At 35.8% G+C, this 14948-nt stretch carries 8 protein-coding genes; all 8 read right to left on the reverse strand.

The annotated features are described in order from the left end of the window. Positions 1–25 precede the first annotated feature (25 nt). The 8 genes from D0T56_RS15785 to D0T56_RS15820 all read right to left on the reverse strand — a co-directional run bounded on the left by D0T56_RS15785 (position 26) and on the right by D0T56_RS15820 (position 14493). Positions 26–1048, reverse strand: a complete 1023-nt coding sequence (locus tag D0T56_RS15785; RefSeq protein WP_163321134.1) for a discoidin domain-containing protein — start codon at positions 1046–1048, stop codon at positions 26–28. Positions 1049–1097: 49 nt separating this feature from the next. Next, positions 1098–4433 carry a polysaccharide lyase family 8 super-sandwich domain-containing protein gene (locus tag D0T56_RS15790; protein WP_163321135.1) on the reverse strand — a complete coding sequence of 1112 codons (3336 nt, stop codon included), beginning with the start codon at positions 4431–4433 and terminating at the stop codon, positions 1098–1100. 91 nt (positions 4434–4524) lie between these two features. Further along, positions 4525–6270, reverse strand: a complete 1746-nt coding sequence (locus D0T56_RS15795; RefSeq protein WP_163321136.1) for a RagB/SusD family nutrient uptake outer membrane protein — start codon at positions 6268–6270, stop codon at positions 4525–4527. A 20-nt stretch (positions 6271–6290) separates the two neighbouring features. Next, on the reverse strand, positions 6291–9386 hold the full coding sequence (locus D0T56_RS15800; RefSeq protein ID WP_163321137.1) for a TonB-dependent receptor: 3096 nt from the start codon (positions 9384–9386) through the stop codon (positions 6291–6293). 95 nt (positions 9387–9481) lie between these two features. Then, positions 9482–10648 carry an AGE family epimerase/isomerase gene (locus D0T56_RS15805; RefSeq protein WP_163321138.1) on the reverse strand — a complete coding sequence of 389 codons (1167 nt, stop codon included), beginning with the start codon at positions 10646–10648 and terminating at the stop codon, positions 9482–9484. Further along, a complete protein-coding gene (locus D0T56_RS15810; RefSeq protein WP_370458814.1) occupies positions 10645–12063 on the reverse strand; it encodes an MFS transporter in 1419 nt (472 codons plus the stop codon). The genes D0T56_RS15805 and D0T56_RS15810 overlap by 4 nt, the downstream gene beginning before the upstream one ends. Before the next feature lie 26 nt (positions 12064–12089). Next, positions 12090–13307 carry a glycosidase gene (locus tag D0T56_RS15815; protein ID WP_163321140.1) on the reverse strand — a complete coding sequence of 406 codons (1218 nt, stop codon included), beginning with the start codon at positions 13305–13307 and terminating at the stop codon, positions 12090–12092. A gap of 307 nt (positions 13308–13614) precedes the next feature. Further along, positions 13615–14493 carry an AraC family transcriptional regulator gene (locus D0T56_RS15820; protein WP_163321141.1) on the reverse strand — a complete coding sequence of 293 codons (879 nt, stop codon included), beginning with the start codon at positions 14491–14493 and terminating at the stop codon, positions 13615–13617. Between the last annotated feature and the right edge of the window lie 455 nt (positions 14494–14948).

A 14948-nucleotide genomic window follows, 5' to 3' on the forward strand; every position in this document is an offset into this window, starting at 1 on the left:
GATGGTCAAAATTGCTTCTATAAAATTATTGTTGAATAAAATTTAAACAAACTCTTATATATCCGATTGTTCCCAAACGTTTCATTCTAAGTGCAACATAACGAGCCGTGAATTCATCAAAAAGAAACAACGGATTTGTCGCATCTGCACCAAACACATCCACTTGATCTGCGCTGGAAGCATCTCTCGGGTATGCAAAACTGATTGCTGTATTCAAGCTTTCTTCTGAATTAATAATACCTGTTGTTGAATAGCCTATTGACATTCTGCTATTTACATTAGTAGTACCATCCGGATAAGCTTCGCCTTCCCATTTGACTACAATCTTTGAAATTTCATACTCTTTTTGCAGGTCAACACAGAAAAAGATGTTGGATGCACTGCTAATAGATTCCCAATACGTTTCACCGTTTCCATCCACAGCATTCGATGGATTACTACCGTTTGCTGTTGCATTGCAATTATTAGGATTAAAGCATGCTGAAACCGGTTTTAATTTCGCAATATTTCCGGAAATATCTTCCGTAGCTTCCACTCCGTATACCTCAAACTCTTTTAATCTGAAATGATCACCTCCGAAATCCATATTACGCCCTCTGGTCTGGATTGCAACATATTGCGCAGTAAATCCAGAGAAGACAGATGTTAATTCACCTACAGTTTCTCCATCTTCAAAAGTATCCGTTATAGGTCCGTCTCCCGGAGAATTATAGCTGTTGAATCCTTTTATATTTTCTGCTATTATATTATTACTTCCGTCAACTGTTATTGGAGTATTGGAATAGCATATATCTATTGTTGTCGGGTAATAAACACCGTCCCATTTTAATACGATTCTAGAGACATCATATTTTTTACCTAAGTCAAGGATGATATGTCTTTTAAAACTTGCAGTTGACTGCCAGTAAGTGCCTTCATCTCCATCAATAACATTTGAAGAGTTACTCCCATCAACTGTTTCTCCATCCGGAGTGCTCGCAGTTGCATTTAATGCTATATTTGTCTGACCAAAAGCTTGATTGGCAAACAAAATAATAGCGATTGCCATTAAAATTTTAATTGTTTTCATGATAATTGTTTTTATTATAAGCAAGGTATTATTTTAATATTTTACGGGTTATAATTTGGTCTTTCCCCACTAATCTTAGGAAATATGTACCTGAAGAATAATCATCTAAAGATATTTCCGCATAATTGTCCGAGGGATTCAATGGTGTTACTCTTATTAATTTCCCATCTAAAGAATAGATTTCCATTTTTGAAAATGTATATCCTCCAAAGTTGACGACAGTTCCAGTTCTTACCGGATTAGGGAATACTGTAATATTTTCAATTCCGCTCAGATTTTGACCAATTGAGGAGTAATTAAGATCTGTATATTCATTTATGACTGTACTACCTTTATAATCATCAGCTGGCAAATCCACTGTTATGATTGTATTATCTCCCGATGCCACAGCATTAACTCCTTCGAGGCTTTTATTAACAGTTAGCTGAACAGAGGTTTCATTATGTTTTGGATCGGCAACTGAAATTGTATAATTCTGACCATTGCTTTCGATTAATACAAGAATAGCCTTATTGGAATTAATAGTCAGTCCATTACCCAAATCAACAGTCCCCCCTGTATGAAACACAATCCCGGCTTTTTGAGAAATATCATTACGTACAGCTTGTATGATGTTATCATTACGGATGACAACAAAACCATGATTTTGCGCAAAAGCTTGAAAATTCTCGAGCGATTTATCCGGGGCCACAATATATTGATATGTTCCGGCTGTCGGAGCCACTCCGTGCGATATCCATGCATTGAATACATATCCTCTTACCATACTTCCTGTCCCTGCACTGTTAATGTCTAACCATCTGCCTTGTTGACGTTGGTTCTTCACTGTAATATCAGCATCCTCAGGAAAAATATATCCGATGTTATCATGATGTATCCAACGCAGGTTTGTATAGCTATTGCTTGTAGTAGCTCCAATTTTCTCAGAAGAATTACCTCCAGTCGAAACAAACACGTCTCCTTTTAAGAAGCATTGGTTTATGAAAGTAGATACTTCAACCTCACTGTTTAACCGAATATTAGAACCTAGACACAACATGGCATCTCCAAACATAAAATACGCTTTGTTTGCATTCAATCCTTTATAATAATGCTCATAAGCTATGACACCTGCCGATCTACTGCTAACCCCTCCGCCAAAACTATTGGAACCAATTAAATATCCATCAGACATTTTGGGAGCATTTTCATCTTGAGCAGATGTTGTTCCCGGAACTTTATTCCATTCCCAAATTGGGAATATACCCTTATATTCAGCACCATGTGTCAATATATTAGTGGCTCCCATCGGAAGATTATATCCCAACAAATTTTCTCCACCTAAAGATTCAGTTCCATAGGTTCGTTTGGATATAATTTTTGTTGACATATAATAATTGGTTCCACGGTGAGTCATGATATCTGATTTCCAGAAATACTTGTTACCCTCAATCGGAGTTGGTGCTCCAGAAAGATGCTCTTTCCAGGCCTGATAATCCTCTGCTTTTTCCGGATCTGCAACAATCATCCTATCTAAAACTGTCGAAGATATATTAACTCCAGCCCCACTACGTGAGATATTCCTTCCAATGGTTCCAAAATCCATGACAGTGCGATATCCTAACAAGCGATGACCTTCAAGTAGCATATTTCGGAATATTTCTATTTTTTCTGGCGTATAAGATTGAGAGAACAATGTCCCGGTAGCTAGTTCCATAGAGGCAGACAAATAATCGGTTACAGATAATCCATATCCGCCTGAATATAATTGTTCGTGGTGTTGATGAAAGCTGCCGTCTATTTTAATTCCTTCTCCTCCTTGAGTAGAGACAATTTTTAAGATAGAAGCCATTTTATCAAATGATTTTTTTGTCAGTTCAAAATCATTCTCAATACATCCTTTATAAGTGACAATTTCTGCAATCCAGGCCAGATTCTGTCCCTGATGGGCGACATTGGTTGTTCCGTCACGAAGATAACCTGAGATATTCATAAGGTTCTGATAAGAGGAATACCCTTTCAATAATATGGTTGGAACCATATATTTTTGAGGATCGCCAATGTCATAATACCACCAATTATCATCTGCCTTCGGATCTTTTGCTTTATAATAAAGTAAGCCCTTTTCTATTTTTTCCAGCATCTCTGCATTCTCATACCATGCACTTGTTACTGTACGGAATGCAACCGCCATAGTTCCTAGTCTTGTAAGATGAGTGGCTGGAGACCAGCCATCACCTGACTTCTTATCTTCATAGTTGATATCGCTCCAGCTGCCATTTTCCAACATAGAATTGAAGAAATTGGTAGGATTGGTATCACTCGTGAATCCCGTTAGAGCTTTTGTAATCAGCTTGTTTGTAATGATATCCAATGCGTCCTGTTTATCCGGGTCAAGAATAGGCTGTTCGATTGCTGTTTCGTTCTTCATTCCGTAAACTTCAAACTCTTTTAAACGATAATGGTCTCCTCCAAAATTTGCATTCCGCCCTCTCGTCTGTATCCCAACATACCGGGCAGTGAACTTAGAAAAAGTAAGGTTTGTGATACCTACCTTTTTGCCATCCTCAAATATATTGGTGATAGGTTTTATACCTGCCTCATTATAACTATTATAGCTCTGTCTTGAAACATTGTCAACATTATCAATCGTAATAGGGATATCTGAATAAACTATATCAATTGTGGTAGCATAATATACGTCATCCCATTTTAAAACTATTTTAGAAATATCATATCTGTCACCTAAATCAACAAACAATTGCTGTTTAAAACTTGTACTAGATTGCCAGTATGTTCCTTCATCTCCGTCAAAAGCATTAGCGGGATTACTACCTGTTACTGTAACTCCGTTGGGGGAAGTTGCAGTTTTATTCATTGCAACATTACTGGGACCATCTTCTTCCCCATATATTTCTATTTCCTTTATTCGGTAATTTCCACCTGCAATATTTCTCCCCCGTAACCAGAATCCAATATATCTGACTCCGTCATAGCTTAACCCATCATAAGTATTTATAACAGGTGCCGTCGGTCTGGGCTCAGTTCCATTTGTTTTATCTTCGAAACTTGAAGAAGTTGTGCCGAATTCTATCGGATCAGCTTTAGCAAACACCTGAATAGTTGTAGCAAAATATTCGCCTTCCCATTTTATTATAACCTTTGAAATTTTATATTTCTTTTTCAAATCAATTTCAAAAAAACGGTAGGCTGCAGATGTAGATTGCCAATATGTATCATTGTCACCATCGAAAGCATATGCTTCATCAGAACCTTCTGAACGATATGTGAAATCATCAGAACTAATTTTTGTTTGTGCATAACCATCTAACTCGAAAAGGAATAAACTAATGGTTGCAATTAAAAAGAGTATATTATTTTTCATGGAATAAGATTTATTATATTAATGGTGTGATTTAATCAGCCTGCCAAAAAAGATTTTATCGATTCCGGCAGGTCTGATTTTCTTTTCTTAATTAATAATATCCCTCATTTTGTTCTTCTTCAATCGGTCCCCTTGGATTTAATCGATCAATGTGAACTTGTGGAATTGGACGAAGTTTATGAAAAGGCTTAATGTTTCTTGCTGCTTCCAGATTGTACCCTCTCTCTTTTATGTATTCATATAATTTTTCACAACGAACTAAATCTGTCCAGCGAGTATGTTCACCCAATAATTCCCGACCTCTTTCGTCTAATATAAAATCTACAAAATTGGAAGAGATATCGCTTGCTGAAACTTTAATATGTTCGTATGTGTCAGACTTATCTCCGTATACACCACCTTCTTCAGTCCAATATTTAGGATTCTTATCTTCACCGGCATGCCATGCAGCACGTTTACGGAGTTCATTAATATAAAAAGCCGCAGTTTCAAAATCTCCTTTTCTTCCGGCAGCTTCTGCTGCTAATAGGTATGTTTCGCCTAAACGCATACGAACCCAATCTCTGGTACCTTTAGTTTCGTTTACCGAAGCCCTATTAGGATCCATATACTTTATTAAAGGTGGAAAATAGAGGTTGTTTTTGGTCACATCGTCTTTATCCCATGCTACGTATACGTAATTGGCTTTTAAATCTGCGGGTTTAGGCTTCAAGCTATAATACATTGCTGTATCTCCTATATTAATAGGATTACGTCCACTTACAGCAACATTGGCATATCTTACCCATTTGAAACTTTTATGGAAACGGGAGTCATTTTTACGATCAAAAAGCTCAAACATAGTTCTATTTGTTGCCCTATGAAAACCATATGCTCTACCATTCTCTAGATCTCGTGTTAATCCTGCAATTCCATCGTAATTTGAATTCCAGTATAGGTGCGATAAATTGCCTGAACCATTATAAACAGCCTCTTCTGTAAATTGTACAGCAAATACGACCTCTTTATTTCTTTGATTATCAGGCTTCCATAGATCTGCAAAATTGCTGAGTAATTCATATTTATCACTGTCAATTACCATTTTGGCATAATATAAAGCGCTATCTGCATCTGTTGGTCTTTGGCCTCTTTCTTCAGTAACAGCACTGCAACGGGTAAGGTAAGCTTTTGACAGTAAATGTGCTGCTGAATAACGAGTAGCTTTCCCAAAATTTCCGTCAGAAGCAGAAGCTGTTTCTCGAAGATTCTCCGCTGCATACCTTAAATCTGATATAATAAGCTTATAGATATCTTCAACAGGGGCTCTTTTGAATTCGGTTCTAACTTCAGAACTGGCTTCTTCTACTAAAGGAATTTTACCAAACTGCTGAACAAGTTCGAAATAAAAAAATGCTCTCATAAATTTCATTTCAGCAATTGCTGCTGTTTTAGCATCATCACTTAGATCGCCGTTTGGGACTTCCTGAATAACCAGGTTGGCTGTATTTATACCTTTATAATGATTTTCCCATAAATGATTGGTATAATATCGAGACGGGCTCAGATTATTATCATAGATATTATAAGCTGAACCAACGCCTCCTGATGCTCCCGTTATTATATCATTTCCCATTTCTAGCAATTGACTTGCATAATCTCCACTAACTCCAAATCGTAAATATCCGTATGCCGCTGTTGCTGCAGCCTCAACTCCTTGAGATGTTCTATAATATTCATTTGTTATTCTTGGAATTTCCTTTTCATCAAGGAAATCGTCACATGCCGAAAAAAAGAGACTCGTTCCGATAACTCCCGAAATGATTAGGCTCTTTATTTTTATATTTCTTATATTTTTCATGTTTGATTATTTTTAGATTATTAGAAACTCAAGTTTACTCCGAAAATCCAACTGCTTACACTTGGAGAAGCATATCCTGAGGCTTTACTTACTCCACTAGCAGCACCTTCAGGGTCGACTCCCGAGTAATTGCTCCAGACATAAGGATTTTGTGCTGTTGCATAGATCCGGAAATTTGATATGCCTGCTTTGCTGATTAGCTTTTTGGGAAAAGTATATCCCAGAGTGATTGTTTTGAGCCTGATAAAATCAGAATCTTCATAGTATAATGCAGCTTCATATTCTGGTTCTTTATTTTTATTTGGCCTCGGAAAAGCATTGGTGGGATTTTCCGGAGTCCAATAATCATATTTAGCAGTATTATTTCTTCCAGCTTGATGACCATAACGTATTTCATTGGCAATCATTCCTCCGAAAGTTCCGTAGAAGAATACACTCAAATCAAAATTTTTGTATTTAAAATAATTTACAAAACTAGCCATATGCTTTGGACGTGACTGTCCAAGAAACTGACGATCCTTATCTGCAGTAATTTTGTAATCTCCATTTACATCTTCAATTTTGACAGAACCGACCGTGAAAGTATGTCCATTATCATTGAATTTTTGCATTTCTGCTAAATCTTCCGGAGTGTCTTGCCAAATTCCCGCTTTTTTATAATCGTAAAATGTATTAATTGATTTTCCTATGAACCAACCATTTCCTATATCATCCACTTTCCCGTTATATAATTCAACAATTTTCTCTTTGTTATACGAAAACATCCAATCTGTAGACCATTCAAAGTCCTTTGTCTTTACATTTAGCGTAGTCAAACTTATTTCAATACCATGGTTTTCAGTTTTCCCAACATTGGATAAGACACTTGTGTAGCCAGAAACGGCAGGCAGCTGTCTGTTTAATAATAAGTCTGAGGTATTTTGCTTATATATATCAATTGTTCCGTTGATTCTATTTTTCAAGAAGCCGAAATCAAGACCTAAATTCCATTGCCCTGTAGTTTCCCATGTTAATGTCTTATTAGATAAAGCTCCAGGGGCATAGCCAATAGCATTCTTATCTCCAAAGTTGTAATAAATCTTAGATAATAATCCTTTGGTTTGATAAGGATTAACAGCAGAATTTGCAGTCTTTCCATAACCTACTCTTAGCTTAAGATTATCAATAACCCCAACATTCTTTAGAAATGATTCTTCATTAATTCTCCAAGCAAGAGCGAAGGCTGGGAAAGAAACCCATTTATGCCCATCTGCCAAACGAGAAGAACCGTCACGACGTACAGATACTGTTGCATAATAACGTTGTTTGAAATTATAATTTAAACGCCCCATATAGGAAGCAATGCTCCATTCCTGATGGTTACTATCCACATATCCCAGAGTTAATCCAGACGCCATATCATAATATTTCAAATCATCAGAAGGTAAATCTTCAACCCTTATTCCATTGGTTTCGTTTATATCCTTTTGAACAGACTGTAATAGTGTTACTCCTATATTATGATCTTTATTGAATGTTTTATCATAGAATAACAAATTTTCAATTGTATATGAGTATCGTTGTGCAGTTGCATTAGTTGCCATATTGGGTTTGTCCTGTCTTGCCTTACTTGCAACAAAACTATAATCTTGAGTCGAAATAAAGTCTAAGCCGACATTTGTCCGGAAGCGCAAACCTTCAAGAGGTAATTTAATTTCTCCATAGAAACTTCCAAAAAACTGATTTATTTTCTTAGGATTAACGACATTTCCTTTTTCAAGGTATAATAAAGGATTCCACCATTGGGTATCCGTTCCTGAAGTACAGTCAACCAAATTCCCTTCATCATCACGGAGACGTCCCAGAGGATTAACACGCCAATTATCTTCAAAATTTGTACCTCTGTTTTGCACAGAATGGGTATATTGGGTTTGTGCTCCCACCTTAAACCAATTAAATACATCTGTATCGAGATTTAAGCGAATAGAATAACGTTCAAAATCTTTACTTTTATAGATTCCTTCATTTTTAAAATAATTCAAGCCTAATAAAAATTTAGTTTTCTCACTTCCTCCTTTTATACTTAATTGATGATCTGTAATTAACCCAGTTCTTTCTACCTCATCCCACCATGCGGCACCTGTTCGCACTTTAGAAGGATCGTAGTTACCATTCTCATCATATGCCATTGCAATGGACTGCCAGGTATATGCATCTAATGGAGCTCCATTTAAGCCTTCAGGACCAGTATTTCCCCCAAATGATTCGATAATTGTATAATCCAAATCTTTATTAGGTACATTCGAAGGATACAATCCGGCTGCCCTATATGCTTCACGAGTGTATGCTGCATATTCTGCCCCATTCATTAATTCAATCTTATTTTGAATGGTTTGTGCTCCGACATACCCATTATAATCGACCTGTATTTTGCCAGCTTTTCCTTTTTTCGTTGTAATAAGGATTACTCCATTCGCCCCACGAGATCCATAGATGGCTGTCGCAGAAGCATCTTTCAATATCTCCATCGATTCGATATCACCGGGAGATAGCTCATTCATTCCTGCTGTTATAGGAATACCATCCACAACATATAATGGATCATTACTGGCATTAATTGAGCGCTTTCCCCTTATAAGTATACTTGGACTGGAACCTGGATCCCAATTGGTATTTGTGACTAAAACCCCGGCAACACGACCTTGTAAGGCTTGGGCTGTATTAGTTACAGGAATCTCCGCAATTTTTTTAGCACTAAGAGAAGCTACAGAGCCTGTTAAATCCCGTTTTTTTACTGCTCCATAACCTATAACAACGACCTCGTCAAGTTCTGATAAATTCTCTTCTAATGTTAAATTTATAACTGTTTGATTTCCGACCTGTATCTCTATCGGTTTGTAGCTTATATAATTAAATTTCAATTTAGATTTAGAAGAGACCGTTATTTGGTACTTTCCATCTATGTCAGTTATTGTTCCATTGTTAGTCCCATCTTCTATAACACTGACTCCAATTAAGGGTTCTCCATTTATGTCACTGATGGTTCCCGAAACACTTCTTTGCTCTTGTTGTCCATAAACATTGGTTATGCTTATGGATAAAAAAAACATCAATAAATACGTAATAGGATTTTTCATGATATCTATTTTATAATTAAAAAATTTAATGAGGTAACTTGTAATTCATTTTATCGTAGTTTATTAATCATAGGCTTTAAAATTTGAGAGGTGTTTTATTCATTTTTATTTTCAATCATTTCCAAACACATACGACTATTGTGATAAGGACATTTCCAAAAGCCGGCTTTATCTTCTTTTCGGTTGATACTTCCGTCATATAATCTGCTCCAGAACCAATCTCCGTTTTCTTTATCTATTATCTGTTCTTGGATATAGTTCCAAACTCGCTCAGCTTTATGTTTATAGTAAGTTTTCCCCGAATTTTTAAATGCATACATAAACCCGACAACAGCTTCAGCCTGTACCCACCAATGCCGGTCTGAATCTGCCTTTTGGTCTTCTTTTTCATATATCAAACTGCCATCTTTCATAATGCCTTCTGATGCTGCATCGGCAATTGCTAATGAAAATTCTTTTATTATTCCCAATATTTTCTTATCTCCTAATATTTCAGCTGCTTCATACAATAACCAGGAGGCTTCAATATCGTGCCCATAAGAAATAATAGAAGATTTGACGTTCCATTGTTCATCGAAAAACAGGTTCAAATGGTATGTTTCTTTATTTATTATATGATTCATAAATACCTCTATTAGTTCTGTCTGGGCATTTTCCAGAAGATTGCTATTCCAGATGCGGGAAAGATTTGTATATGGCTCCAGAATATGCAAATGGGTATTCATCGTTTTTTTCTCGTTAGCGTCTTTTTCACTTAGCCGCATATCATCTATCGAATTCCATTCTTCTGTAAAAGCTTCAAAATATCCTCCTGCAACTTTATCTTTGCACTTATCTTCTATCAGTAAGAAAAAGTCTTTTGATAACTCTAAAGCTTGAGGATTGCCGCTAGCTCTGTAATATTCGGAGAATCCATATAATGCGAAACCTTGGACATATGTTTGTTTTTTTGTATTTACAGGATTGCCTTTATAATCAAGTTCCCAGTAAATACCTCCATTTTTTCTATCAAGAAAATGCTTTGTGATATAATCGAAAGCACGCTGGGCTATAATTAAATATTGTGGTATTTTAAGTAAACGATAAGCAGCGGAAAATGTCCATAGGATGCGAGCATTTAAAATAGCTCCCTTATTTGCATATGGATGAAGTATATTATCTCCATCGATACGCCCATAAAAGCCTCCATTCTCAACATCCTGCACATTCTTAATCCAAAATGGAAGTATATTATTTACCAATTCTTCTTTAAATCCTTTCATGATTCCCGTGCATTTGCAGATTGTCTTTTTTCGTTGAGTTGACGTGTTATTTCATTCAGTTTACTTTCTGTCAAGGGATAGAAGTAAATAAATATGACAGACAACAGAGTCCCTATAGCAGGAAGGAAACTTAAGAACATTTTTATACCATTAATTGTATCGGCGCTTTGCACTTCGTTTGCTTGAAATCCAAAATAACCTAATAACCATCCTGTTATAGCAGTTCCGATAGCCCATCCCAGTTTCTGGCTCATGGACGAAGAGCTGAATATTAATCCGGTTGCCCTATTTCCTGTTTTTAATTCGGAGTAATCGGCACAATCCGCATACATAGACCAAAGTAATGGGAATATACTTCCGGCACAGATGCTGATTAGAATCTGTAAGGCAAATATTAAAACAAGATTATCTTTATCAAGCCAGTAAAAAGCAATGCTAAGGCAAGTCGCTATCAGCATTGACAGCATATATGTCTTCCTCTTCCCGATGCGGTTACTCACCGGTGCAGCTAAAATTACCCCGATAATATTAGAGATTTGGCCTACGGCCAGGTATATCCCACTAAGGACAAAAGGGATAGAAAGAAAATTGACAGTTCCGATGTTTTCCTCTACAATAAAATATTTAAAATAATATACCGTAGCCCCATCCCTTATAGAATTGAAAATAAGTGCTGCAACACCGGCTCCCAATAAAATCCACCAAGGCCTGTTCTTTAAAAGGTCACGCAGGTCATCTTTCAACGGGGCTTGTTTTTCTTTTATGGGTTTCACTCTTTCTTTTGTAAAGGCAAAACAGAAATAAAACAATACAGCACATATTATTGCTATAACCAATACGCTCATCATCCATCCATACTGCTGGTCTTCTATTAGTTTACTTCCTTTGCTGAAGAAGTTGACCAAGGGCATAAATGACAATAATGCTATAAAACTTCCGATATATGCAAATGTCATACGATAGGTAGATAAGATGTTCCTGTCTTTAGGATTGGGGCTGATAACACCTAACAATGATGCATAAGGTACATTAATTGCCGAGTAAACCATCATCATTAACGAATAGGTTACATAAGCGTATACCAGTTTGCCTGTGTCAGGCAAGTCCGGAGTAATAAAAGTCAAAACACCTATCACTCCAAATGGTATAGCTAAAAACAATAAATATGGACGAAATTTACCCCAGCGTGTATTTGTCCTATCTGCTACTACACCTACAATCGGATCAAATGCAGAATCCCACACACGGGTAATGAGGAACATTGTTCCTACAGCCGCAGCCGGAAGTCCAAAAACATCTGTATAGAAAATCATCAGGTATGAACCAAACAACTTCCAGAACATAGATGAGGCTGCATCTCCAAAACCGTAACCGATTCTTTCTTTTAGAGTTATTTTTTCAACTGTGTAGTTCATCATTAATATGTCAGGTAATATTTATTTTATTGGATAATCGTTTCCGTTGTGTATTGTTGGACAGTTACTCCATTCAGGAGGTTTTTATTCTTGTCAATAATACCTTTTAAAGTTTGAACGGAGGTTTCAGAACGATACCCGTCAGGCGCTGTATTCAGGCAATAATCTAGTAATCGGTCGATGGATGATGTAGCAACATGCATACGCGTATCGCAAGAAGCATAATATATAAAGACTGTACCATCATCATCTGCTATCCATCCATTTGAAAACAGGACATTGGAAACATCACCTACACGTTCATTTCCGATGGGAGCAAGTAAATGCCCGGCAGGCTCTGCTATTAACATATCGGGTTGTTCAAGATCGGTCAAATATAGATACAACACATATCTTAAACCGGCAGCGCAAGCCCGTACTCCATGAGCCAAATGTAACCATCCTTTCTCTGTTTTTATAGGATGAGGACCTTCTCCATTCTTTACTTCCTTTATTGTATGGTAATAACGATGATTTATTATTTTCTCATCTTTTACTTCCGCATTAGCAATATCATCTATCAAAGCCCAACCGATACCTCCACCATTCCCGGCATCAATAAATCCGTCTTGTGGCCTGGTATATAAGGCATATTTGCCATTAACAAACTCCGGATGTAATACCACATTCCGTTGCTGGCTCTTTGATTTTAAATCAGGTAAACGTTCCCAATTTTTTAGATCCTTTGTTCGAACGATTCCGGCAGAAGCAATTGCTGAAGACAAATCCCCTTGAGAAGCATCGGGGTCTTTTCTCTCTGAACAGAAAATACCGTATATCCATCCGTCTTCATGTGAAGTTAAACGCATATCATAAACATTAATGTCCGGGGTTTCGGTTTCAGGAATAACAACAGGATATTCCCAGAATCGGAAATTATCTATTCCGTTAGGACTTTCTGCTACTGCAAAAAAGGATTTTCTATCATTCCCTTCTACTCTAACCAACATTAAATATTTGTCATTCCACTTTATTGCCCCCGCATTAAAAGTGCCATTTATTCCAAAACGCTCCATAAAATAAGGATTGGTAACAGGAGACATATCGTATCGCCAGGTCAAAGGAGCATGGTCTGCTGTCAACACCGGATGTTCATAACGCTCGAAAATTCCGTTACTCGGTAATATTGGTTTGTTTTTACGTAAAAGAATCTCTTTATGATTTGTGGTTACTTCTTTTAAGCGTTCTGCAAAGATATTTTCCATTTTTTCAATTATCTTTTAATGTGTTTCACGTGATAAATAATCTCCATGCATAATAATCAGGAACAGCTTTCAGTTACGCTGGGCTGTTGCATATATTATTAATATGATTTTGACGTTACAAAGATATTGACAATAGAAAGTATGAGTCAAGTATTTTTTTATCAATAAATAATACTATATTATCAAAATGAGATATTGTTTCAATACAACAATACCTCATTATTAGCAATTATTGATATTATTTGAAGTATATTTTTTAGTTTTTTTGTAATACTTTTTTTGCTGCAATAAATGCAAAAAAGTATCATTAAAGAAAGAATTTAGCCTCAATGTTGCCATTACGGAATTCGCTCGGAGTGCATCCTTTGCGTTTCTTGAAAATTCTATTGAAATTAGACAGATTATTAAATCCACAAAGATGGCATATCTGAGATACATTATAAGTTGAATCAACTAACATCCTTACCGCATGATTGATTCTTATATCTATCAAAGATTCGACAAAAGTACGACCTGTTTTCTGTTTGAAAAAACGACAAAAAGCGGTTTCTGTTAAACCTATTAATTTAGCGACTTCAGGCAAATTAATGTCTTTTTCGTAGTTTTCAAGCATATAATTATAAGCACTTTCAATACGGCGGCTATCATAATTATGCATATTTTTATTGAAGGCACGACTAGATAATTCTCTGATTGAGTTCGAACGAGATAAATCATATAATATACCGAACAATTTGAATACGGAATGCGCTCCCTCTGGTTCTGAAGCTAATGAATATAAACGGTCTTTTATTTTCAGGATAGTTTCTTTTGAAAAAGTGATACCACTTGCCGCTTTTTCAAACATTTGCTTTACCGATTTAAATTGATTCTTCTGTAATAAATGAATATCCATCAAGTCACTGTGGAATTGAATTGTAATTTCTTTTATTTCTTTTGATTCGCAATGGTGATTTAGCCATCCGTGCTCAAGATTGCTACCTGCAATTAATGCTAGATCCAGATCTTCTATTATTTCGATACTATCACCTACAACACGTTTTGCTCCTGCGCCATTTTCTACAAAATTCAACTCAAACTCAGCATGCACATGTACTGGAAATGTAAATTCATTCTTTATTCTGGAAAAAATCATGAAACAATCCTTTTCGGATAGTGGTGTAGTTTCTCTGTATATAGATCCCATAACTCTGACATTTGTGATAGACTTCAACAAATATAATATTTTGAAGCGAAATGTCAAATTTATATTAAAAAAAATAGCATTGTTCATTATGCTTAATGTTGCCCGTTTATACATATACTGTATATGTATTTATCAAATTATAAATTAATTAAATAATATATATGGAATTTATTTTCATATATGTATGTATATATTATGTGAAAATAGTATTGATTTATGATAAATAAGTATCATCATTAATATACTACTCGTAGTGCATTAATCAAATGTTTAACTTGATTTTCAATGATTTTCATTTTTCGATTTTGAAAAACAAAATACTTACTTTATTGATTATCAATATCACAAAAATAATAATGCACTACGGGTTAATATACTATATTTATGAATTTAGGTATATTAATTCAAGTTGCTATTTATAGTTTGTATAATTTATCGAATGTATATGCCCAGAT

The organism is Dysgonomonas sp. 520 (genome assembly GCF_010501095.1).
GTDB lineage: Bacteria > Bacteroidota > Bacteroidia > Bacteroidales > Dysgonomonadaceae > QVMP01.